Source organism: Psychrobium sp. 1_MG-2023, assembly GCF_030689115.1.
Classification (GTDB): domain Bacteria; phylum Pseudomonadota; class Gammaproteobacteria; order Enterobacterales; family Psychrobiaceae; genus Psychrobium.
In genome coordinates, this window is sequence record NZ_JAUYVJ010000014.1 from 17,096 (window position 1) to 40,818 (window position 23,723).

The 23,723-nt window shown below is 39.8% G+C and carries 24 protein-coding genes; 14 read left to right on the forward strand and 10 right to left on the reverse strand.

Going from position 1 to position 23,723, the window contains the following annotated elements; genetic code table 11:
- The first annotated feature begins 178 nt into the window (after positions 1 to 178).
- From rpsF to Q8W26_RS09095, 9 genes are all read left to right on the forward strand, one after another.
- Positions 179 to 571 carry a 30S ribosomal protein S6 gene (gene rpsF / locus Q8W26_RS09055; RefSeq protein WP_101215797.1) on the forward strand — a complete coding sequence of 131 codons (393 nt, stop codon included), beginning with the start codon at positions 179 to 181 and terminating at the stop codon, positions 569 to 571.
- An 11-nt stretch (positions 572 to 582) separates the two neighbouring features.
- Entirely contained in the window at positions 583 to 891 is a 309-nt protein-coding gene (priB, locus tag Q8W26_RS09060; protein ID WP_101215798.1) for a primosomal replication protein N, read from the forward strand.
- Positions 892 to 902: 11 nt separating this feature from the next.
- On the forward strand, positions 903 to 1,130 hold the full coding sequence (gene rpsR, locus Q8W26_RS09065) for a 30S ribosomal protein S18 (protein WP_101215799.1): 228 nt from the start codon (positions 903 to 905) through the stop codon (positions 1,128 to 1,130).
- Between the two features lie 30 nt (positions 1,131 to 1,160).
- Positions 1,161 to 1,610 carry a 50S ribosomal protein L9 gene (gene rplI / locus Q8W26_RS09070; RefSeq protein ID WP_101215800.1) on the forward strand — a complete coding sequence of 150 codons (450 nt, stop codon included), beginning with the start codon at positions 1,161 to 1,163 and terminating at the stop codon, positions 1,608 to 1,610.
- A 228-nt stretch (positions 1,611 to 1,838) separates the two neighbouring features.
- Entirely contained in the window at positions 1,839 to 2,075 is a 237-nt protein-coding gene (locus tag Q8W26_RS09075) for a phosphopantetheine-binding protein (protein ID WP_101215801.1), read from the forward strand.
- Between the two features lie 6 nt (positions 2,076 to 2,081).
- Entirely contained in the window at positions 2,082 to 2,918 is an 837-nt protein-coding gene (locus Q8W26_RS09080; RefSeq protein WP_101215802.1) for a hydrolase 2, exosortase A system-associated, read from the forward strand.
- Positions 2,908 to 3,816 (forward strand): hydrolase 1, exosortase A system-associated, encoded by a 909-nt coding sequence (locus tag Q8W26_RS09085; RefSeq protein WP_101215803.1) that lies wholly within the window; start codon positions 2,908 to 2,910, stop codon positions 3,814 to 3,816. Before Q8W26_RS09080 ends, Q8W26_RS09085 begins: the two co-directional genes overlap by 11 nt.
- Before the next feature lie 11 nt (positions 3,817 to 3,827).
- Positions 3,828 to 6,584: an XrtA/PEP-CTERM system TPR-repeat protein PrsT gene (gene prsT / locus Q8W26_RS09090; protein ID WP_101215804.1), complete on the forward strand. Its 2,757-nt coding sequence runs from the start codon at positions 3,828 to 3,830 to the stop codon at positions 6,582 to 6,584.
- Positions 6,585 to 6,736: 152 nt separating this feature from the next.
- The gene (locus Q8W26_RS09095; protein WP_101215805.1) at positions 6,737 to 7,561 is read left to right on the forward strand and encodes a PEP-CTERM/exosortase system-associated acyltransferase; all 825 of its coding nucleotides are present in this window, start codon (positions 6,737 to 6,739) and stop codon (positions 7,559 to 7,561) included.
- Positions 7,562 to 7,565: 4 nt separating this feature from the next.
- On the opposite strand, the gene Q8W26_RS09100 is transcribed toward Q8W26_RS09095, so the two are convergent.
- Both Q8W26_RS09100 and Q8W26_RS09105 read right to left on the reverse strand, forming a co-directional pair.
- Positions 7,566 to 8,804, reverse strand: coding sequence for a pyridoxal-dependent decarboxylase, exosortase A system-associated (locus Q8W26_RS09100; protein WP_101215806.1), 1,239 nt, complete (start codon positions 8,802 to 8,804; stop codon positions 7,566 to 7,568).
- Positions 8,801 to 10,375, reverse strand: coding sequence for an acyl-CoA ligase (AMP-forming), exosortase A system-associated (locus tag Q8W26_RS09105; RefSeq protein WP_101215807.1), 1,575 nt, complete (start codon positions 10,373 to 10,375; stop codon positions 8,801 to 8,803). Before Q8W26_RS09105 ends, Q8W26_RS09100 begins: the two co-directional genes overlap by 4 nt.
- A gap of 126 nt (positions 10,376 to 10,501) precedes the next feature.
- Here Q8W26_RS09105 and Q8W26_RS09110 point away from each other — a divergent pair, with 126 nt between their 5' ends.
- Positions 10,502 to 11,260 (forward strand): serine protease, encoded by a 759-nt coding sequence (locus Q8W26_RS09110; protein WP_101215808.1) that lies wholly within the window; start codon positions 10,502 to 10,504, stop codon positions 11,258 to 11,260.
- Here the strand turns inward: Q8W26_RS09110 and ung are convergent.
- From ung to tal, 3 genes are all read right to left on the reverse strand, one after another.
- A complete protein-coding gene (gene ung, locus Q8W26_RS09115) occupies positions 11,243 to 11,968 on the reverse strand; it encodes a uracil-DNA glycosylase (protein WP_101215809.1) in 726 nt (241 codons plus the stop codon). The genes Q8W26_RS09110 and ung overlap by 18 nt on opposite strands.
- A gap of 117 nt (positions 11,969 to 12,085) precedes the next feature.
- Positions 12,086 to 12,265, reverse strand: coding sequence for a DUF3545 family protein (locus Q8W26_RS09120; RefSeq protein WP_101215810.1), 180 nt, complete (start codon positions 12,263 to 12,265; stop codon positions 12,086 to 12,088).
- 135 nt (positions 12,266 to 12,400) lie between these two features.
- Positions 12,401 to 13,360, reverse strand: coding sequence for a transaldolase (tal, locus tag Q8W26_RS09125; protein WP_101215864.1), 960 nt, complete (start codon positions 13,358 to 13,360; stop codon positions 12,401 to 12,403).
- A 221-nt stretch (positions 13,361 to 13,581) separates the two neighbouring features.
- Between tal and yaaA the strand changes: the two genes are divergently transcribed.
- The 3 genes from yaaA to Q8W26_RS09140 all read left to right on the forward strand — a co-directional run bounded on the left by yaaA (position 13,582) and on the right by Q8W26_RS09140 (position 17,861).
- Positions 13,582 to 14,358, forward strand: coding sequence for a peroxide stress protein YaaA (gene yaaA / locus Q8W26_RS09130; RefSeq protein WP_101215811.1), 777 nt, complete (start codon positions 13,582 to 13,584; stop codon positions 14,356 to 14,358).
- 206 nt (positions 14,359 to 14,564) lie between these two features.
- Complete coding sequence (locus Q8W26_RS09135; RefSeq protein WP_305473150.1) at positions 14,565 to 16,181, forward strand: methyl-accepting chemotaxis protein; 1,617 nt, start codon at positions 14,565 to 14,567, stop codon at positions 16,179 to 16,181.
- 528 nt (positions 16,182 to 16,709) lie between these two features.
- The gene (locus Q8W26_RS09140; RefSeq protein ID WP_101215813.1) at positions 16,710 to 17,861 is read left to right on the forward strand and encodes an OprO/OprP family phosphate-selective porin; all 1,152 of its coding nucleotides are present in this window, start codon (positions 16,710 to 16,712) and stop codon (positions 17,859 to 17,861) included.
- Positions 17,862 to 18,047: 186 nt separating this feature from the next.
- Here Q8W26_RS09140 and Q8W26_RS09145 read toward each other — a convergent pair whose 3' ends face one another.
- Together Q8W26_RS09145 and rpsT are read right to left on the reverse strand one after the other, a co-directional pair.
- Entirely contained in the window at positions 18,048 to 19,454 is a 1,407-nt protein-coding gene (locus Q8W26_RS09145; protein ID WP_101215814.1) for a M28 family peptidase, read from the reverse strand.
- Between the two features lie 159 nt (positions 19,455 to 19,613).
- A complete protein-coding gene (gene rpsT / locus Q8W26_RS09150; protein WP_101215815.1) occupies positions 19,614 to 19,874 on the reverse strand; it encodes a 30S ribosomal protein S20 in 261 nt (86 codons plus the stop codon).
- Between the two features lie 386 nt (positions 19,875 to 20,260).
- On the opposite strand from rpsT, the gene murJ reads away from it, so the two are divergent.
- On the forward strand, positions 20,261 to 21,838 hold the full coding sequence (gene murJ, locus Q8W26_RS09155; protein WP_101215816.1) for a murein biosynthesis integral membrane protein MurJ: 1,578 nt from the start codon (positions 20,261 to 20,263) through the stop codon (positions 21,836 to 21,838).
- A gap of 73 nt (positions 21,839 to 21,911) precedes the next feature.
- Here the strand turns inward: murJ and Q8W26_RS09160 are convergent, their stop codons facing one another.
- Genes Q8W26_RS09160 through Q8W26_RS09170 form a run of 3 tightly spaced genes read right to left on the reverse strand, consistent with a single transcriptional unit; the run spans position 21,912 to position 23,440 of the window.
- Positions 21,912 to 22,793, reverse strand: a complete 882-nt coding sequence (locus Q8W26_RS09160) for a TraB/GumN family protein (protein ID WP_101215817.1) — start codon at positions 22,791 to 22,793, stop codon at positions 21,912 to 21,914.
- Between the two features lie 48 nt (positions 22,794 to 22,841).
- Complete coding sequence (locus Q8W26_RS09165; RefSeq protein WP_101215818.1) at positions 22,842 to 23,156, reverse strand: hypothetical protein; 315 nt, start codon at positions 23,154 to 23,156, stop codon at positions 22,842 to 22,844.
- A gap of 53 nt (positions 23,157 to 23,209) precedes the next feature.
- Entirely contained in the window at positions 23,210 to 23,440 is a 231-nt protein-coding gene (locus Q8W26_RS09170; RefSeq protein WP_101215819.1) for a hypothetical protein, read from the reverse strand.
- Positions 23,441 to 23,723: the final 283 nt, after the last annotated feature.

The following is a 23,723-nucleotide window of genomic DNA, read 5'->3' on the forward strand; positions in this document are numbered from 1 at the left end:
ATATCGCTCACGATATCCTTTTTTATTGGCGAAAGGTTGAATAATCAGGGCGTTTACCATTGCTCTTGACTAGTTATTCATCTATAATTCGCGTCCAAATTCGGCTATCAATAGTTCCTTGCCCTCATACTGGTCTAGCCGAGCCATGTACGGGCTAATAAACCGTAAGGAAATATAAATGCGTCATTACGAAATCGTATTTATGGTTCACCCTGATCAGAGTGAACAAGTACCTGCAATGATTGAGCGTTACACTGCTTCTATCAAAGATTCTGGTGGTGAAATTCACCGTTTAGAAGATTGGGGCCGTCGTCAATTAGCATACCCAATCGAAAAACTGCACAAAGCACACTACGTTCTTTTGAACGTTGAAGCTGGTCAAGAAGTAATGGATGAGTTAGAGCATAACTTCCGTTACAACGATGCAGTAATTCGTAGCCTAGTACTTCGTACTAAAGGTGCAATCACTGAAGCTTCTGACATTGCTAAAGCAAAAGAAGAACGTCGTGAAAGCAAGCGTCGCGAAGCACCAGCTAGCGAAGCTACTACTGAGCAACCAGCTGCAGAGTAATTTGACTATTGATGACTGAAAATTCAACGGTAATTAGTGGCACATTGTGTTCTAGCCCGAGAAAAAAGGTCAGCCCCGCAGGTATTCCACACACTTATATAGTGATGGACCACCGCTCACAACAGATTGAAGCAGGATTTCCTCGCGGAATATATTGCAGAATGACCGTTGTAATTAGTGGGCAAGATATGCAAGTTACCGCTGAAAAGTTGGTAAAGGGCAGTAATATTAAGGCAAGTGGTTATCTTGTCTGGCATCAAGGCCGAAATAGCTCGCCAAAAATAGTATTACATGCTCATTCGATTGAATTGATGAATTAGGAGAACTCTCCATGGCACGTTTTTTTAGACGTCGTAAGTTCTGTCGCTTCACCGCTGAAGGTGTTGCACAAATAGATTATAAAGATATCGCTACTTTGAAAAATTATATCACTGAAAGTGGTAAAATTGTTCCTAGTCGTATTACTGGTACTCGCGCTAAATATCAGCGTCAGCTTGGTGTTGCAATCAAGCGCGCTCGTTACCTAGCTTTACTTCCATACACAGACTTACACCAGTAAGTCGGTTATTGAATTTTTAGGAGATAGGTAATGCAAGTTATTCTACTTGATAAAATTGCTAAGCTTGGTGGTTTAGGTGATAACGTTTCAGTTAAGTCTGGTTTCGCACGTAACTACCTTTTACCGCAAGGTAAAGCTGTATTCGCAAGCAAAGAAAACATCGCTAAGTTCGAAGAGCGTCGCGCTGAGTTAGAAGCTAAATTAGCTGCTGACCTTGCAAACGCACAAGCACGTGCTGAGAAAGTTAACGCGTTAGAAAACGTTGTTATCACTTCTTCAGCTGGCGAAGAAGGTAAATTATTCGGTTCTATCGGTACTCGCGATATTGCTGATGCAGTTACTGCTGCTGGTGTTGAGCTAGCTAAAAGTGAAGTTCGTCTTTCTGAAGGCGCACTACGTCACACTGGCGAATTCGAAATCGTTGTTCACCTTCACTCTGAAGTTGACGCGACTGTTACTATCGAGATCGTTGCTGAATAATTTCAGTTACTTTTAGATAGTCAAAAAACCACTTGAATTTTCAAGTGGTTTTTTTTTGTCCTAATTTCAAGATTCCCCCTTCTTTTCTATATAGTCCTATTTAGTAGTGTCAAAAAATTGCCAATCTCAGTCAACAGAATTCAAAATCTCATCTAAACTTAAATTGATTAAAGATTAAGAATCTAAGTGAATGTTGATGATGGTATATAAGATATCTATGGAGGGTGTATGCTCAATGAGGTTATTGTACTGCTAAAGAGTTGCTTACAAATTAGTGACACTTCTGATTGGGATGGTGACACGGAGTTACTCGGTGCTATTGCTGAATTTGATTCAATGGCGGTGGTGACTGTTATTACTCAGCTTGAAGAGGACTTTGGCTTAATCATTGATGATGATGATATCAACGCTGAGGTCTTTGAAACAGTCGGCACCCTAACCTCGTTTGTACAAACAAGGTGTTAACAGATAATGAAAGCATCGATGCGCTTTTTTGACAGCTTAGACAGCCGTTTATTGCTTACTGGTTTTGAATCAAAAAAAGTGATCACAAGTTGCATAATTGTGATTATGCCGTTTGCTGAAGAGATGAATAAGAGTCGCCATATGGTGACGCGCTTTGCGGCGGAGCTTATTGAAAAAGTGCACCACGGTGTGGCTGTACATATTGTTGACTTATATGGTACGGGAGATAGTGAAGGTGATCTTGAAACTGCGACCATTAATATGTGGCAGTACAATATTAGTCACTTAGTGTCTTTTGCCAAAGAGCAATATCCGCATAGCTCTATCTCATTGTTAGGCATTCGTACAGGGGCTTTGATTACACTTGATGCTTATCTTAAGAACTTCATTTCAAAGGATGTAAAACTCCTGTTTTGGCAACCTGTGTTCAACGGTTCACAATTTATTAATCAGTTCTTACGATTGAAGCTTATGTCGTCGATGTTAACTGGAACTAAGCTAAGTATGACAGACCTTTTCCAAGAGTTGAAAGTACATGACACTCTTGATGTGTGTGGCTACGTTTTATCACATCAACTGATTAATGACTTTGAACACTTAAACTTTTTCAACTTAGAACAACTTCCCCCAAATTTAAATCTGAGCTGGTTTGAAATTGGTAATGCGCCACAGGCGACTTTCTCCCCTATGAGTCAGAGACTTATTAACCGTTGGCAGCAATCCGAAAATGCTTTGTCTGTCGAGTTTATTCAAGGGGAAACTTTTTGGAAGACTCAAGAGATTGTCATTAATCAACCATTGATTGATGCCACAATAGTAAACCTTGGTATGAATGATGAGTGAGTTCCCTGTGGTCTTTCAAAGTAAAGGCCAGTGGCTTAATGGGATTATTCACACGGGGGCTGGTGATACACATCAAGGCGTTTTAATTGTGGTCGGCGGCCCTCAAACTCGTGTTGGGAGTAATCGTCAATTTGTCTTATTGGCTAGGGCGCTGATGGCTGCTGGTTATCACGTCATGCGGTTTGATTATCAAGGGATGGGAGATAGTGAAGGGAGTGAAGCTAATTTCCTAGATGCTGAACAAGATATAGAGGCTGCTATTAATACATTTAAGTCCAACTGCCCATTGGTTAATGATGTGGCACTGTGGGGGCTTTGTGACGCAGCCAGTGCGATTTTGTTGCATCAGTTTTGTAGGCAATCCCCTCAGATTAATTTACTTATTTTACTCAACCCTTGGGTGCGTACAGAGCAGCTCCAAGCTGAAACAAGAGTAAAGAATTATTATTGGAATAAAATACTTAGTAAGTCATTTTGGCAGCGATTGTTCAAGTTAGATGTTAACGTGTTTACGGCCATAAAAGAACTGATTCAATCGTTAATAGTCATGAGGGGGGCAGGGAAAGCATCGATTAAAAGAGAAAGTGGTGTGGTTTTTCTTAAGGAGAACTATGTTCACTATATGCAGCTAGGATTAAAGGCGTTTAGTGGCAAGGTCTGCTTTATTTTTAGTGGTAATGATATTACCGCAGATGAGTTTAAACAGTTGATTGGTAAGGATTCTAGTTGGAACCAGTTGGTTTACCGTTCAGAGAAGATCGTTCTTAATGAGGTTCCGGTAGCAAACCATACCTTTGCTAGTGTTGAATGGCGACAGAGGGTGATTGATATCACACTTGAGCAACTTAGCCATGTTCGTTGTAAGGCAAGCGCCTCTAAAGATAATTGTGTATTTTAAAAGGAATTACAATGAAACGAAAAATTATAGTTACGTTACTAATGTCGTTAACCCTAATGGCTTGTGGTGATGACAAGACCGCCGAACAATACTTAACAGCAGCAGTTAATTTTGAGCAACAAGGAGAGCTAAATTCAGCGATAATCGAGTATAAGAATGTACTTAAACTTGAGCCAAACAACCTAACTGCCCGTCTCAATTTAGGTAATATTTACCTCAATGACAATGAGTTACTTGCAGCTAAGAAAGAATTGAAACTCGCGATGAGAATCACGGATGGACGTCGTGATGCTATAGTGCCTTATGCAACAGTGCTGAGCTATTTAAATGAGCATGAAGAATTATTGGATCTACCATTGTTAGCGGCGTCGCTAAGTAGTGATAAAATGGTTAAAGCATATTATCTGCGAGGGCAATCCTACATTGCGTTAGAAGATAATGAAAAAGCCATCGAAGAATATACCAATGCCACATCTTTAGATCGTAGTGATCCATACGGGATGTTATCACAAGCGGTTGTCAGCCACCTAAAGGCGGATAAACAGCAAGCTAAAGTGCAAATTAAGCAATTACTAGACACTTACCCGAATATGCCTGAGGCGGTGTTGTTTTACGGCATAATGACTCAAGCAGAAGAAGACTTTGAGACCGCCATTGAGCAATACCGTCACTACTTAACGATTGAGCAGTATAAAGTTGATTACGTTAAGCTTTTGCTCGCCGAAACGCTATTAAACATTAATGATGTTGAAGCCTCCCTTGCTATTCTTCAAGATGTTTTGGAACGCTTTCCATTACAACCTATGGCTAGTTTAATGATGGCTAAAATAGAGTTTGATCGCGAGAATTTCACAGAGTCACTCGACTTTGCTAAGGCTACATTAAATAGAACACCTAAACATTATATGGCCAATTTACTCGCTGGAATGTCAGCTTTTAGGTTAAGTGACTTTGATGAGTCTTATAAACGCCTTAATCGCATAGAGAAAAAGTTAGCTGGGCGTACCTTGCCTATCATTATGCTTGCGATAAATAACATCAAATTAGGCAATATTGTACATGCATCTAAATTACTTAAGTTGGCAGGAACTATTGATGAAAAGAATGTTGATCTATTTTTATTCGCTGCCAATGAGTTTAAAGCAGCTCAGGACTATAGGACGACACTAACTATTCTAGAAGAAGCTGAAAAAGTACAACCTCAGCGTTCAAAAATAAAATTAGCAAAAGGAGAGGCCCTGTTAAGGTTAAATGATCAATCAGGATTGATTGAGTTAGAAAAAATTGTCTTTGATCGTAACTTCACATCCACTGTTAGCCCGATATTAACAACACAGTATATTCGACTTGGTAGAGTGAATGAGCTTGATGCTCTCGCTTTACGTTTAAAAAAAGGGTTAGCGGATAAACATGATGGTTGGATCATGGCTGGGATAGCAGCGATTAACAAAAAAGATTATAGCCAAGCTGAATTAGAGTTCTCTCATATATTAAAAGGTAACCCTGAAAGTGTAGGGGCTTTACTTAACTTGGCTAAATTAAAAGCGCAGGAAAAAGAATATGATCAATCTCTTTCTTTTATCGATAGAGCATTAGCGCTGGCTGCTGATAATTACACTTTATTATCAACCAAAGCTAAAGTTATTTTTCTTAAAACTAATGACTCAGCGAAAGCAAGGGAAGTGTTTAAGAGTGCTTACCAAGGAACACATCAAAGTGAAGAACTCGTTGTTGAAAGAGCGGTTATTTATGCGAGCGAAGGCAAGCCACTTGAAGGCATTAAGCTATTAGAAGAAATACAACAACGCCCAGAGCTTTCAGAAAAATATTGGAACACATTGGGTGATTTATTAGCAAAAACGGGAAGTGAAGGAGAAGCGTTAAAAGTGTTCGAAAAGTGGGCTTCGATTAACCCTCAATCACCAATCCCGATGCTTAAGCAAATTGCTATGACCGAGAGAATGAAGATATATGATCAGGGCTTACTCGTCATTGGACAGGCGCAAGATAAGTTTGCATACCTTAAAAAACTCCAGTTATTAGAAGTTAATTTTTTAATACTCAATAACCAACTTGCTAAAGCAAGAAAGGCATTTTCATTATTAAATAAAATAGATTTTTCCAGTAGTGATTACAGCACGATTGCTGGGGAGTTAGCCTTTAAAGAAAAAAACTATCATGGTGCCATCTTGAAGTTAACGCCAGTTTATCAAGACAAGCCATCGCTACGTATAGCAACGTCGATTGCTGCATCATATTTAATGACTAAGCAGCATAAGGTCGCTATTGATTTTTTGGAAAGTCATTTAAAATCAAATCCAAAGCATTCAGTGCTTTACACTCACCTAGCTTCGGCTTATTCTGCGTCCGGTGATAAGCGAGCAACAGAGGTTTATGAAAAACTATTAGCTCAGTATCCAGAAAACGCTGTTGTATTAAACAATATGGCATGGCATTTATTGATGATCGATGATTTTGATAACGCCTTAAAATATGCTCAAAAAGCACTGACAATCAATGCTGAAAACGCCCAAATATTGGATACGCATGGCATGATTTTATTGAAGTTGTCTAAATATAAACAAGCCGAACAGAGTTTACAAAAAGCATTGCTATTAGAACCTAATGACATTGATATCACTCTACACAACGCTGAGCTGTATTTGCTAATGGGTAATAAAGCTAAATCAAAGCGGTTATTAAATGCAGTTTCACCTGATTTACCTGAGCAACAAGAGAAACGAACGGAACTATTATCGCGAATTTAGCTTTTGCCATAAAATTATCGGTTGAATAAGCAAGACTAATTGTCTATCGAACTCTATGAGGCAAAGCTTGTAATTTACCTGAAAGAAATAATAAGCTTAATAAGAATCGATATCATAAATAATATCGGCTAATAATTGTCGAGGAGTACGAAATGAAAATGCCAAAGTCTAAATTATTAAATTTGCCGATAATAAAGCCACTTGTTAAATACTATGTGAATTATCGCGTGAATAAAGAATCGATCGTTATTGCTGAACACTTTGATCAATTCTTGAATAGTATTTTGGTAACAGATCAAGAGCTTAGAAATGCGGTTCACCATATTCGCTATGACGTGTATTGTGAAGAGCTAAAGTTTGAGCCTGAGAATGAACAAAAAATGGAAGTGGACGAGTTTGACGCATTTTCAGAGTTTTGTATGGTTCAGCATCGTACAACGGAAAATTTTGCTGGTTGTGTTCGCATTGTTTGTCCTAAAGATAGTGAGCAGTTATTACCACTAGAGAAGTATTGCGAGGACTCGATTACGGACGAGGTACTCACGCCTAAAAATTATAGTCGAGAAAGCATTTGTGAAGTTTCGCGTCTAGCGGTTCCAAAACAATTTAGACGAAGAAACTCTGATAAGTTTGAAGGGGCTGCAACGGGTGCTTTTAATGAAGAGCTGTATTCAGAATCTGAGATGCGTTGTTTTCCATTTATTGCGGTCGGTTTATACATTTGTGCGTGTCACACGGTAAAAAGAATGGGCATTGAGCATGCTTTTGTAATGATGGAGCCACGTTTAGCCCGTAGCTTAAAAATGCTAGGAATTAATTTTACTAGAATTGGCCCTGTCGTCGACTACCACGGAAAAAGAGCTCCTTATCACTTAAGCCCTGAAGAGTTTTTAGAGGGGCTATCTCCTGGGTTTAAGCGTCTAAGTGATAATATTTCACGTTCGTTAGCTATCCAAGCTGAAAAGAATAAGCAATAGTCCCTTAAAGAAGTATTTCATTGACTTTGGGATGACCTAAAAATTGTTGTGGGCTTGCTGTTGCGCCGTAGGCTCCTGATTGAAACACAACGATATGATCACCGATAACGATACTGGGAAGCTTGACTTTATGAGCGATGATATCCAATGGCGTGCATAATGGACCAACAATGTTAACAGTTTCTGTTGGTGTATTCTCAAGTTGGTTGGCGACAGCGACCGGATAGTTTTTTCGAATAACTTGACCAAAATTCCCGGAATTAGATAGATGATGATGTAGGCCGCCATTAGTGACAATATACTTAGTCCCTCGTGATTCTTTTATATCGATAACTTTACTAACGTAAACGCCAGAACTTGCCACCAGATAGCGACCAAGTTCCATGACTATTTCATTATTTTGACACAATTTTTTATATTGATTGAGTAATAGATTTAAATTATCACAAATACCACTAATGTTAAGTTCTGACTCTCCTGGAAAATAGGGGATTCCAAAACCTCCACCGATATTGATCGAGATCTTAGACTGTTTAATTCGCTGTGATAATAACTCGTTAGCAAGCTCAAATGTTTTGTTATGAGCTTCAATCAGTGCTTCGGGGTTTAAGTTTTGTGAACCACTGAATATGTGTAATCCCCGAAATTCCATGGCTGAATTATCAATATAATCAATTAGTTTTGTAATTTTCTCACTGTCTATGCCAAAGGGTTTAGCACCACCAGTCATCTTCATTCCAGAGGCTTTTAGCTCAAAGGCGGGGTTTACGCGTAAAGCGACTTGTGCAATGTTGTGTTGGGTTAAGGCTAGTTTCTCAATACGTAATAGCTCTGTTGGTGACTCAACATTAATGATCACGCCGGAGGTGATGGCACTCAGTAATTCTGGGTCTCTTTTACCAGGCCCGGCAAAACTGATGTTGTGGTTTGGCGTGGTCGTCTGAATAGCTTTCATTAGCTCGCCCTGAGATGCAACATCGAGTCCATCGACTAATGGCGCGATAAAGTGAAGTAAGGGGAGGTAAGGGTTTGCTTTTATTGCATAGTGTAATTTTATCTGATTGGGCAGCTGCTGCTTTAATTGCTCAATAGTCTGAGCGATTATGTGTTTATCGTAAGCGTAAAAAGCATTATCGCCTACAATGTTTTCAATTTGACTCATTGTCAGTCCCCCCATCGTTAATTGTGACGCTGATAGAGAGAATCGGGATAATATAGTATTAAAATCATGTGTGACGGTCATAGCTCATCCTGAGTGAAAAGTTGCATATACTCTTTGCTTAGTCGTGCTCGATCAATTTTACCGTTAGCATTATGCGCTAGCTCGTGTAATTGAATGTAGTGAAGGGGCTGCATAAAATTAGCTAAGGATCCTTTACAGTCTTTTACTAACTGTGAATCAATATTTTCATCATCGACTGATTTGTAAATGATGATGAGTCCTTGACCGAGTTCAGGGTGAGGTACGCCAAGAGCTGCGGCTTCAATAATCAATGGGTGCTTATAAATAACCTCTTCTATTTCACTGGGGCTTATCCGATAACCAGATGATTTTATCATGTCATCTTTCCGGCCAACGAAATACATAAAACCATCGCGGTCACGATGGACCCAATCCCCTGAAAATACAGCATATTCTGGTAATGACAATGCGTGGTTACTATTGATTTGTTTAAAGCGAGCGTGGGTTTTTTCGGGAGCGTTCCAGTAGCCTAAACTGACCAGCGGTCCTCGGTGAACCAGCTCTCCCAACTCGCCGTCTTTTGCTATTTTACCTTGTTCATTAATCACCATCACTTCGGCATTAGGAATTGCTTTACCAATGGAGTTCTGATGAGTGTCGATTAACTCTGGGGGTAAGTAGGTTGATCTAAAGGCTTCGGTTAACCCATACATCAGGTAAGGGGAGGCTTGTTTAAATGTCGTTCTAAGTTTTAATAATAAAGCTTCAGGCATCGCGCCGCCAGAGTTTGTCCAGTAACGTAAAGAAGAGTCACTTCCCTTAGGCCAATTGGCTTTCATTAGCTGGGCCCAGAGTGGCGGAACACCAGCTAAGCCAGTGACACGGTAATTTTGGATGACCTGAATAACATCATTGGGCAATAGGTAATCCATTAAGACACAATGAGCTCCGACATAAAAAGCAGTAGTGAGTTGGCTTAAGCCATAATCGAAACTTAATGGTAATAGCGCTAAGATCACATCGTCTTGGCTATTTTCTAAGTATTGGGCGACACTTCGAGCACCACACAGGATATTTTGATGAGATAATACGACCCCTTTCGCAGCGCCGGTGCTTCCTGATGTATAGAGTATGGCTACCATGTCATTGCCAGTGACCGGGGCGGTAATATGGCTGGTTGAATGAGATTGTAGTGTTTGCCAAGATAATAATCCGTGTTGAGATTCATCGGGTGGCAGGTCAGTTAACACGACGGTTGTTAAAGGTTGAATGTTGATCCCTGCATCAAGTAGCTGCTTCCAACGCTGTTTATTGGTGATTAATACTTTGACCTCACAGTCGGTAATAATGTGTTCGACTTGCGGTGGCTTTAAAACATGATTAATCGGCACAAAAGTAAAGCCAGCGGCACTGGCACCAAAAATAGCCACTACTGCATCAATGGTTTTAGGTAAGAAAACTGCAATACGTGTTAAAGGTGGCAGCTGAAGTGCACACATTCCTTGGCGGCATGCTTGCACTTTCTGGTCGAGCTGCTGATAAGAGACTTGTTGGTTTTTAAAGCTAAGTGCTGTTTGATTTGGTGTTTTTTTGGCGGTGTCACTAATTAACTGGTGCAAAAAGATACTCATCCTGATAATCCCAAACTATAGTTAATATCATGTATGTATTAACTTTAGTTGCCAGTTATTAATTTATCAAACTGACAACGGTCATTGCTGCTAACTACTTAGAAGTAGGCATGAATAGGAGTGGGCATGAAAAAAACAGTTTGGACACTACTATTTCTTTGCGGTGTGTGTTGTCTTCCCGGTGAAGTTATCGCCAATGACCTTGTCAAAACGGTTAAGCAAATTAAACCTTCCATTGTTGGTATCGGGACTAGAAGCCCAATGGATTGGCCGAAAACAAAGTTATACGGCACGGGGTTTGTCGTTACCGATGGCCTGCACATTGTGACAAATAAACATGTAATACCTGCCGAACTTGATTTTAATGAGGAGTTAATTATTTTTATTGGCAGTGGTAACCGGCCAGAATATCGAGTGGCACAATTGCTATCAAAATCGGCGGGTTATGACTTGGCTATTCTTAAAATCGACGGCAAACCTTTAAGGCCCTTTAAGCTTGCAGGAGATGCTTTGGTTCCAGAGGGGAGTGATATTGCTTTTACGGGGTTTCCCATTGGGGCTATTCTCGGACTATATCCGGTCACGCATCAAGGGATCATTTCTAGCCATACACCGATAGTAACTCCTGTGTCAGGTTCAGGAGAGCTTGATGTTGCCCATATCAAACGCTTAAAAAGCCCTTTTTTAGTCTATCAACTTGATGCTACTGCCTATCCAGGAAATAGCGGTAGCCCGGTTTACGATAAGAAAACCGGGGTTGTGTATGGAGTACTTAATCGAGTTTTTGTCAAAGAAACCAAAGAAAGCGTTTTAGAAAAACCTAGCGGTATTAGTTATGCGATTCCGGTGAAGTTTTTAAATAAAATGCTAAAGAAGATCGAGTGAGTTATTGATTGGCGTTAACTCCCAATTTATTGTTGTTAAGCCTAACTGTGATAAATGAGTGTTAACTTGGCTAAAGCACTTTGAGCCCAAAAATGCCGGTGCTGTTTTCATTACTTTATAAGCGCCAAGTGGGCTTGGGTGCGAAGTTTTAATTACTCGATGTTTTGTGTCATCAACACCAGCACAACATTTGTGCGCGAAAGCTCCCCAGGCTAAAAAAACAGTATTACTTTGATGCCGATTAATATAGTCAATGGCCGCAAGGGTGAATTTTTGCCAGCCCTTTTTAAGGTGGCTGCCTGCACATCCTGCTTCAACGGTTAATGACGCATTAAGTAAAAAAACCCCTTGATGACACCAGTCGCTTAAATCACCATGTCCTGGGTTTTTAACATTTAAATCACTAGCTAGCTCTTTATAAATGTTAACTAAACTCGGTGGAATTTTTTCTCCACGTGGGACGCTGAAAGATAAACCCATTGCTTGGTTAGCATTGATATAAGGATCTTGCCCAATAATAGTGACTTTTATTTGAGTTAAGGGTTGTTCAAAAGCCTTAAACCATAAGGCCTTTGGAGGGTATATTGTGACCCCTTTTTTTTGCTCTGACTCAAGATATTGCCATAGTGCTTTAAAGTAAGGTTGCGTGTATTGCTGCTCAAAGAATGGCTGCCAACTAGGGTGAATCTGTTGAATAGGAAAGCTCAAAGGGTACCTTTAAATTATCTTGATAGAGTGGTTATAAGTGGCATTATAACAATCTCGAGGCAATAAAAAAGCGTCAGGGTAGACGCTTTTAATAGTAAAGTAAGATGGAAAAGGTGATTAGAAGTCTAACTCGTCAATTTGATAATCATGGCCTAAATCTAGGTCCGATAGCTCTTTTGCTAAACGGTGCCTTTCTTTCAATTCTTCAATTTGTCGCCATTTTTTCTTAGTACTTCCTTTCGGGCGTCCACGCTTGGCTGGTGTGTCAAAGCTTGTTGAAAATTCTAACCTATCCATGCTGTTATCCTCTGTGATTGCCTAGGGTTATAATTACCTAAGCGATCACAGATGGTCAACGATAAAATCAAAAATAGTGTAAAAATAATACTAAAGTTGTACTTATTTTGTACGGTGCTTTATTGTTGAAAAGGACTAACTATTCCAAATGTCTAGTAGCTTATGCTCTAGTTTATTTTGGTCGATTGCGAAGTTACGAATCCCTTCAGCTAGTTTATCTACGGCCATAGCATCTTGGTTGAATGCCCAACGGAACTGTGGTTCTGTTAGTGGTTCTGGACGAGGTAAAATGTTTTGTTCAGGGTTCAGTTTTTGTATGACTTCACCTTCACTTTGCTCTAACTCTTCTAGGAGATTAGGGCTGATTGTGAGTTTATCACAGCCTGCTAATTCAAGTATTTCACCTGTATTTCTAAAGCTAGCACCCATAACCACTGTTTTGTAGTCATGTTTTTTATAGTAATCATAGATTTCAGATACTGAGATAACACCAGGATCTTCTTCACTTGTGTAGTCTTTCTTATCTGTATTTGCTTTGTACCAGTCCAGAATACGTCCAACAAATGGTGAAATTAAGAAAACATTAGCTTCAGCACAAGCTTGAGCTTGAGCAAAACTAAATAATAGCGTTAAGTTACAGTTGATGCCTTGTTGCTCTAGCTCTTTTGCAGCACAGATGCCTTCCCATGTTGAAGCTAATTTAATTAAGATGCGGCTTTTATCAATACCTGCTTCTTGGTACATGGCAATAATTTGCTTAGCTTTAGCAATAGATGCTTCTTTATTAAATGATAAACGAGCATCGACTTCTGTTGAAATACGCCCGGGAATCGTTGTTAAAATTTCACAGCCAATTGCTACTGCTAAATAATCACTCGCTAATGCAAGTTGCTCTTCTTGAGAGCCATTGGTTTGTTTTGCTTTATTAACTGCTTGTGTTAATAACGATTGGTATTGTGGTAATTGAGCTGCTTTAAGGATTAATGATGGGTTAGTTGTTGCATCTTCTGGCTGATACAGTTTAATCGCTTCAATGTCACCTGTGTCCGCAACGACTGATGTCATCGCTTTTAATTGAGTTAATTTATCCATTATATACATCCATATCTAATTTATTTTCGCATTACTTTAGATATACCATGGAATTTATGAGATCTGTAGCCTCTCAATGTAATTTAGTTACATTTTTATGTGTTAGCGCAATTTTCACCGCCAAAGCGTTATTTCTATCACAGATAATCGGATAAATTGACGGTTGCCCTTCGCGTTGGCATCGGTAAAATGGAATGACTATTCATTCTTAAAAGACCTTGATAATGTTAGCTGTTATTTCTCCTGCCAAAAAACTCGACTTTGATACGCCTGCGCGTGACTTACCTATTCAACAATGTGAATTGCTAGACCAAGCTCAGCTTTTAATTGAACGCTGTAAAGACTTAACTCCAAGCGATATTGCTACCTTAATGAAGCTTAGTGACAAACTCGCAGGGCTTAACGCTGCACGATTTGGTGAATGGCATACGCCGTTTAATCTCGATAATGCTAAGCAAGCTATCTTTTCATTCAAAGGTGATGTTTATGTGGGGTTGGATGCAGAAACATTGACCGATGAGCAGTTGGCTTTCGCCCAAGAGCACTTAAGGATTCTATCTGGATTATATGGCTTGCTACGCCCTTTGGATTTAATGCAAGCCTATCGTTTAGAGATGGGGACTAAGTTAGATAACACTCGCGGTAAAAATCTTTATGAGTTTTGGGGAAATTTAATTACCGATAAACTAAATGAAGCCTTAGATGCAAACAACAGTGCAGTGTTAGTGAATTTAGCATCAACAGAATATTTTAAAGCGGTAAAAGCTAAAAACGTTAAAGCGCAAATTATTACCCCAGTATTTAAAGATTACAAAAATGGGCAATATAAAATCATTAGCTTTTATGCCAAAAAGGCACGTGGCTTAATGGTTCGCTACATGATCGATAAACAAGTGACAACGCCAGAACAGCTTACTGCATTTGATTATGAAGGCTATCAATACGATGAGTCTCTTTCTTCAGCTAAGGAAATGGTATTTACTCGACGTGTTGCCGATTAATAATGACACTTTTAGCATTGACTAGCGTTATGCGCTAGTCAATAACCCTTCAGTACTCTTCTCCTGACTCCTTGCACGGTAGTTTGATGTTTTGTAAATAAAGTGTTGAATATTTGTGCTAGCTACTTTAGTCTAATGACAGCGATGTCATTCCGCCCAGCTGTGTCTGACATCTTGTCAGGCTAGCTTTATGTATGGGAGGCACCATGACGTTACGCCAACAAAATTCTTTATTAATTATTACTATTATTTTTGCGTTATTAACGATTAGTCTTGCAGGTCTATTTGCATTAGATAAGTCGGGGAAAGCGGATAATAAAACCCGTATTACTCAATTGTTTAAAAGTACTTACTCAACCATTATTCAGCTAGAGAAGATGGCCGAGTCGGGGATGGTAGCTGAGAGTAAAGCTAAAGAGATTGCAACGAAAATATTACAACAAAATAAATATATCGAGACTGAGTATGTTTATGTTGCCGATAGAGAATTAATTTTTATTGCCGCACCTCATGATCCGGACTTACATGGAACTTCATTTCATGACTTTAAAGATGCACAAGGCAATAGCGTTGGCTCTTTGATACAACAGGTGTTATCACAAAATAATAATGGAATTACTGAGTATCACTGGAATAGTCGTCGCGATAATAAGGTGGTCGACTTAACGTCAATTGTTCAGCAAACCCCGCGTTGGGGCTGGGTTGTTGGTACGGGAATTAGCCATGCTGAGTCAGAACAACGTTTTTGGAAGCAGGCTGGCTTTCAGGCGATGCTAAGTATTGCTATTTTATTAGTGATCACTGCCTTCTTAATTTTATTTAGACGACGTCTTATGGCTATTCTCGGTGGTGAACCAACAGAAGTGCTAGCATTAGTACAAAGTGTTAGCTCTGGTAAGTTAAACACCCACGTCAACGATTGCGGACCTGAGGGAAGTATTTATCATTCTACAGCAAACATGCAAAATTCATTACGTGAGCTGATTTGCGAAATTAAACATTCTGTTACGGTACTCAATGATAATTTAACCAGTGCTGAGTCGAGTTCGCAGACGTTATATACTAATGTGAGTGAGCAACAACGAGAAACTGAAATAATCGCTCAAGAGATTTTACTGTTAACACAAAGTGCAGAACAGGTCACTTTAAATGCTAATGGCGCTGCAGAAAAGAGTAACAGTGCCAATCAAGTGTCTAAATCGGTTAAACAAACAATCAGTGAAACCAGTGTAAGTTTGAGTAAACTCGAGAAAGATGTGATGACCTCGGGTGAGCGCATTAATGAGCTGGCTGATAATGTGGCAAAAATCGATTCAATTATGCAAGTTATCAATAGCATCAGCGATCAAACAAATTTATTAGCGTTAAATGCTGCCATTGAGGCGGCCAGAGCAGGGGAGCATGGTCGAGGTTTTTCTGTCGTTGCCGATGAAGTGAGGCAGTTATCACAACGAACGCAAGACAGTTCGAGTGAAATCACGCGTATGCTGGAGGTTATTGAGCAAAACACCCGTGGCGTGGTTGATACCGCGAAGACCAATGTGGCTGACTGTGAAGCGACCAAACAAAAATCAGATGAAAGTGTCGCAGGTTTAGAAGAGGTCGCTAAATTGATTGAGTCGACGACTCTAAGTGCCAACGAGATTGCTTTAGAAGCGAATTCGCAAGGCACGGTCAGTGAACAACTGAGAGAGCAGGTTAATAGCATTTCTCAACATACTGAGCAGCTCGTTATTATTTCAGATGAGAATAAAGAGACTGTGAATGCGATAAGGGACATGTCAACGCAGTTGACGGTCAAGTTAGAACGCTTTTCTATTTAGTATTGGCGCAGCATCTTCTATTAATATCTTAGCTAAAGGTATTAATAGAAGCTGTAAAGAGCCGTTCCCATATCTTTATTTAAAGTTAATGTGGATGGTCGCCAGTTTCAATATATACATCACGGTAGATACTGTAACTTGATGAAAGTTTGAAAGGCGCGATTAGCGCCTTTTGTGTCAATAAAAGCATCAGCAAAGATACTATCGTAACTCTATGTAATGAGTAAGCGGTCAAAGTTGGATAGGGCCGTTAAAATCGTTAGTATTTTACTAGTCCGTGAGCCCTTTGATAATAATGTGTGCTCTACCTTTTGTTACTTATATGGTATTTGTTAATTTAAACAATAAATTAGCAGTTATTGGCCTAGAGGAAATATTATAAAATTATTGTTACGTTAAACTAACCAACGAGAATATAAATCTTAGTTTTAATTCTTTATTGTAATACTTCTGTAATATTCCACTCTTACAATCCGCACCAACTTCAAGAGCTGCTGTATTTAGCGGTTAATATTTTTTAGGATACATATGTCTACGTTGTTTAAAGTTTCTCTAATCACTACTGCTATTTTAGCTTCTTCAACTGCTGTAGCTGCCGATATTTCAACTAAAGGTGGCATCGGTATTAAATCTGATGATGGTAAATATAGCTTCAAGTTTAATGGCCGTATTCAAGCGGATGCTGTGGTCTTTAATAGTGATGATATTGATCTTCATAATGGCACTGAAATTCGCCGAGCTCGTTTCGCCGCTAAAGGTAACATTGAAGAGTGGGGTTATAAATTACAATATGACTTCATGTCGAGTGAATCAGTAAAAGATGCTCATATCACTTATAATGGTTTTGATAACACGCAAATTATTATTGGTAGTCAAATTGAAGCGTTTGCGATGGAGCCTCAAACATCATCAAATGATGTGACTTTTATTGAGCGCTCATCGATTATTGAAGCGTTTGGTTTAAATCGTGCAATGGGTGTGGGTGTTCGCCAGTGGAGCGATAACTGGTCACTGAACTACGGTATTTATGGCGCGGATGTAAATAGTAAACATGATAATAAAGATGATGAAGAGTTTGGCTTTAATGGTCGCTTTAATTATGCACCAGTGATTAGTAAAGACGAGTTGGTTTCATTTGGTCTATCTTTTTCATCAAAACAACTAGAAGATGGCGCCTCTGTTAAATTCCGTACGCGCCCTGAATCACATCAAGCGAATGAGCGTATCGTTGATACGGGTTCAATTGCTGCTGACTCATACACCATGGTGGGTTTAGAAACTGCAATGAAGTTTGGCCCTGTCACTATTCTTGGTGAGTACATCCAAGCTGATGTTGATAGTGTGGACATGAAGGACTCTTCATTTGATGGCTACTACGTTTCTGCGTCATACTTATTTGACGATATGTCACGTCCTTACAAAACTAAACAAGGTAAATTCAAGCGTGTTAAGCCTAGTAAAGCAGGTCTATGGGAAGTTGCAGCACGCCTATCAAGCCTAGATTTAAATGATAAAGCTGCTGGTGTAATGGGTGGGCAAGTTGACTCATTAACATTGGGTGCAAACTACTACATCAACGACAATATGCGTGCGATGGTGAATGTTGTTTCTTCTGATGGTGACGAATACGCTGAATACGATGCAACTTCACTAGGTGCACGTATCCAAGTGACTTGGTAATAGAGCCGTAAGCTCATATAAAGCGAGTGCTTGACTAACCTCTGATAAGGACGATAACGTCGGTATTATTACCTTTAGTGTCGTCAGGCAAGCCCGACGAGGTCAGCTCGCATTATTAAGCCCATAGTAATAAAAAACGCCAACATTATTGTTGGCGTTTTTGTTTTTTTTTCGCTTTCGGTTTTATTACTTTTTAGCAGGCAATGGTAGTAGCTTCTCTTCAGATTGCGCTGTTAAGTAGGCAACAACAGCCCAAGCGGCAACGTTTTGACGAAGCTCTTCAGGGTTAATTTTATCCAATGTATCGTTTGCCGTATGGTGATAATCAAAATAGTCTGTACCATCTTGGCGTAAGCTAAATACTGGTACGCCTTTGGCTGGTAATACCGAGACATCTGGGCCGCCTCGTGCTTTATTGTCACCGCTGTTAATACTCAGAGGTTTAAGCACTTTAGTGATTTTTGCCATAAGGTCTAAATTGTCAGGGTGAACTTGAGTGTCAAAGCGCCAAATACTACGTGCGCCAAAGTCTGACTCACCAGCGAGTTTAATCTTATGCAGTTCATTGGCGTTCGCGTCACGATATTCTTTGGCACCGACTAAGCCACCCTCTTCGTTAGCATATAACACGACACGAATAGTACGCTTTGGCTTTAATGGTTTTATGGCATGAGCCGCAGCCATCACGATGCCGACACCGGCTCCGTCATCGAGAGCGCCCGTTCCTTCATCCCAAGAATCAAGGTGTGCACCAATTAAGATGTATTCATCAGGATACTGACTTCCGGTGATTTCACCGATAACGTTATAAGACACTTTTGGCGCGTATGTTTGTGTGCCTAGCTCCATATTCACAACAATTGGTTTATTACGTTTTTTCATTGCTGTTAACATCATTGCATCTGATGTTGAGATTGCACCTGCAGGGATCTTTTCCACCCCTTTTTTATAATTCATATTACCCGTATGTGGCATGCGAGATTGGTCGGTGCCCACTGAACGAATAATTAAGCCGATAGCGCCTTTTTCTGCTGCAACGGACGAGCCGATTGAACGACCTGCAACGGCTAAGCTATATTCTTTACCTTCACGGTGACGATGCATTTTAGCATCGATATAAACGATTTTTCCTTTAACTAAAGCAGGATCTGCTTTCTTTAACTCTGGCACAGAATCAAAGAAAACTAGCTCACCTTTTAGGCCGCCTTGTGGGGTGGCTACACTATCACCTAATGCGGTAATCGCTAAGGGCTGAGGGTATGGACTTAAAACACTGGCATGAGCGTGTCCACGCTCCCAATGGCGAACTTCAACAGGCTGCTTATAAATTTTATCAAAACCCAATTCAGCAAATTTTGCTTCTGCCCAAGCGACTGCTCTAGCGTCAGCGGGTGTACCAGCGAGGCGAGGGCCAACTTCAACGGTTAATGACTCAACAATGTCATAACCAAGATGAGCCCTGAGCGTGGTTTCACGTAACTGTTCTGCATTAGTGATAGATTGTTGATTAAGCGCCGCCATCGCTGGAAAAGCCAAAGAGCTGGCGATTACGGTTGGCAGTATGAATGATTTTTGGATAAATCGAGTAAGCATCGTCTTCCTATTATTGTTCTTCGATGGAAATATAGGCTGACATTGTAGGGGGCTGCTTTTTTTTATTCAACAAGTTAAAGTGAAGAAGATTAGACTGGGTGAATTTTAGGCATAAAAAAACCGGCAAAAGCCGGTTTTTCTACTGAAGATAAGTACTGATTAAAGTGCTTTGATAAGCGAGTTTAAACGTGACTTATGACGTGCAGCTTTATTTTTGTGGATCAGGCCTTTAGTGGCGTAACGATCTAAAATAGGCTGTAATTCAGCAAATGCTGTAGTTGCATCTTCTTTGTTACCAGCTTCGATAGCAGCAGATACTTTTTTCATGTATGTGCGCATCATTGAGCGGCGGCTTGCGTTATGCTGACGGTTTTTTTCAGCTTGAATTGCGCGTTTCTTAGCAGACTTAATATTAGCCAAGGTGAACTCCTAGAACTGTTCTTGTGCGATACTATTTAAAGGTCGGGGATTATGCCCGTTTTATAACCTAAGATCAATCGCGATTTATTAAAAGATAGACATAACAACGTCAATTTTTACCACTACTGGCAAATCTGGCCTCAGCATTTAATTAAAATCACTAAGAACAAAGAATGACCGTTATGATAACGGGCGAATTCTACCAATAAATATTGCCTAGTCCTAGTCTTTATTCAGATAAAATGCAGATTAAAACGAAAATGTTGGCCTGTTCGCAATTAGTTGACAAATTTGGTCACATTATCAGCTTGAATTCATTTATTATATGGCAATTTTAAAATCTCGACATGGATGTATGCTTCATCCCTTTTAATTAGGAAGTTAATTTGAGTAAGAAACTATTGCGCTCGGGCGCTATTGTTAGTGCGATGACGCTAATCTCACGAGTTTTGGGTTTAGTACGTGATGCATTTATTGCGGCTGTACTGGGCGCGGGCCCTGCGGCTGATGTGTATTTGTTTGTTGCTAAAATACCTAACTTTATGCGCCGCTTATTTGCTGAAGGGGCTTTTGCTCAAGCCTTTGTCCCTGTTTTGAGTGAGTATCAAGAGCAAAAGAGCAAGGATGAGATTCGTTATTTTATTGCCTGTGTTTCAGGGACGTTAGGGACCATTGTTACTGTGGTGGCAATACTCGGCGTTATTTTATCGCCGCTTGTGGTTGCCCTTTTTGGAACTGGCTGGTTTATAGAGTGGCTTAATGGTGGCGCAGATGGCGAAAAGTACGAACTTGCCTCTTTAATGTTAAAAATTACTTTCCCTTATTTATGGTTTATTACGTTGGTCGGCTTATGTGGGTCAATTCTTAATGCTATGGGGCGCTTTGCGGTATCTTCGTTCACTCCGGTATTTTTAAATCTTGCGATTATTAGTGCGGTGGTGTTTATTTCTCCGCATTTTGAGGAGCCCGCAGTTGGTATCGCTTGGGGTTGGTTTATTGGTGGCTTGGTTCAATTATTGTTTCAACTGCCATTTTTATATAAAGCAAACATGCTAGTAAAACCTAAGTGGGGCTGGAAAGATCCCGGTGTGGTTAAAATTAGAACATTAATGATACCTGCACTATTTGGTGTGTCAGTAAGTCAAATTAACCTTTTATTTGATACAGTTATTGCCACATTCTTAACTACAGGTTCGGTGAGTTGGTTATTCTTTTCCGACCGTTTACTGGAGTTTCCGCTGGGTTTGTTCGGCATTGCAATAGCAACGGTGATTTTGCCTAGCTTATCTCGTCAGCATAGCGGTCAATCGCCTCAACAGTTTAGAAATACTATGGATTGGGCTGTGCGAATGATCCTGATGATGGGCTTTCCTGCAATGTTAGGGCTAATGGTACTTGCACAACCGATGATCACGGTGTTGTTTATGCGCGGAGCATTCAGCGGTAATGATGTACTGATGGCGAGCTATAGTTTAGTGGCTTATGCGACTGGCTTAGTCAGTTTTATGTTGATTAAAGTACTCGCGCCAGGCTTTTATGCTCGTCAAGATACTAAAACACCAGTTAAAATAGGTATTAAGGCGATGATCGCTAATATGGTGTTTAATGTTATCTTAGCGACAGCGTTGGGTTATGAATTTGGCTACATTGGCTTGGCCTTAGCAACAGCATTGTCAGCGAGCTGTAATGCATTTTGGCTTTACCGACAGCTAAAAGCAGATGGTGTGTATCAATTTTCAGCGCAAACCTTCACTTTTGGTATAAAAGCGGTTATTAGTGCCTTAATAATGGCGTCGGCTGTGTATTATGTTAATCCGACTCATCAAGCATGGCTTGAGATGAGTTTTGATATTAAAGTTTTGGAACTGTTTAAACTTATTACTGTTGCTGCGGTCAGTTATTTTGGCTTATTAGCGGCGATGGGTGTCAGAGTAAAGCACCTTAAAAGTGAGACGCTTAAATAAGCGGCTACTTGATATAGTCAAAAAGGGCGCTAAACAGCGCCCTTTGTGACTAGTGAATCACCCAATACTGTTATTATAGTTGAGTTACGGTATAGCCTTTATCTTTTAATAGAGTCAAGACACTGTCCTTTCCTGCCAAATGGCCTGCACCGACAAGGACTAGTTCTTTATCTGCATCTTGTAGCATTGTTTCGATCTTAGGGATCCAATTGTGATTACGGTCGGTGAAAAGTGCTTTGTAGTGTTTAGGCTCTTGCTCCATTGCATCTTTGAGGATGACTTCATTTATTGCACCCATGTTTCCGGCGCGCCAAGCAACAAATAATTTTTCCATCGTTGGCTTGAATGCAACCATTTCTTTTAAACTTTGTTTTAAAAACTTGTCTTCGAAGCCTTGGCCCATATTCGCTAACATATTAAGTTGAAACTCTGTTGTTTCAAGGTAATCGATCGGCTTGTTATCTTGTTTTGCTAACTTATCAAAGTAAGCATCAACTCCTTCACCAGCAAGTTGCTCCTTTTGAGCTGCCATGACCGTCATCATACTTATGATAAAGCCAGGCTTGAAGCCGTTCAATTCATCGAGATTGACGCCAAACTCGGTGAGGTAATTTGCTAGTTCTTTATATGTTGATGGACTGATAACTTGGTCTAATTTCTTTCCTGTTGGGTAGGCAAGCTTTTGAATCATTGCCATCTGCGCCTCTCGGTCTGATGGGTCAGGCAATTTTGCTTCTAATACGATTGAATCTGCTTGCTGATAAGCTTGTCCAAACTCTTCCGGTAACGGAAATTGAGATGAAGGCAAAATATGGACTGTTCCGGCGACGAATAATTCATGTTGGTTATTACTGACTTTCCATACTGATGTTTGAGCCTGGACGTTTGTACCTATAACACTTGATAATAAAACGGCTACAGCTGAGATTGATTTCATTAATTTAGTTGGTTTCATAATATTTTCTCTTAAAATTTTTTAACGGCTATCGGTGATACGATGAGATTACAGTTCAATCATTTGAACTAGTTGCTGTTCAATTTTCGTCGACATTAATACATTCGCTGTTTGCAATTGCTGATTGATGCGGTGGTCAATGATTGCGGTTAAACTATGTTGTAATTCATGTTGGCTACTCAAAGCTGCAATCTTGGCTTGTGGGGCTGCAAATGCTGCGCTAGACAAAGCCGCAATCTTGGCTTGTGGAGCTGCAAATGCTTCGCTAGATAAAGCTGAGATCTTGGCTTGTGGAACTGCAAACGCTACGCTAGAACATGCTAATAAAAATGCTGTTGCTGAGATTGATTGAACTAGTTTCATTGCTTATATCCTCTTGGTCGCTTGTCGATATTCGTTAAGTATTGTGCTGCTTGTTAAAGTTCAATTTGACGAGCTAAACGTTGCTCAATTTTTTCACTCATCAATTTGTTGGCTGTATTTAGCTGTTGATTGATTTGATGTTCTATCGTTGTTGTCAGGTTAATTTGCAGCTTATGTTGATTATTAAATAGCACTGACTCGACTATTGGCGCGGCAAGTGCTGATGATGAAGATGCTAATAGTAATGATGCGATAGCGATTGTATGTGTGATTGATTTTTTCATTTTATTTCCCTTAAACTAATCGGTTTAGCATTTGTATTTTATGGAGTAAGCAGCGTTGTTGTTGCTGCGTCTCAGTTGATGACGATAAGATTAGAGGGAAATTTTGACGAAGTCGCTTACGAAACGCTGAGGTATTAATTTGTAAGCTTTTATCTTTCTTAGCTTATGATTTTAAAGGTTATTTTGTGGTTGTTATGAAACCTTATGAAAACCTTATATCAATTGTTATATTTGATAAGGTTTCCCCTTAAGTATTTAATTACTAAGAGTTATGTTTTATTTT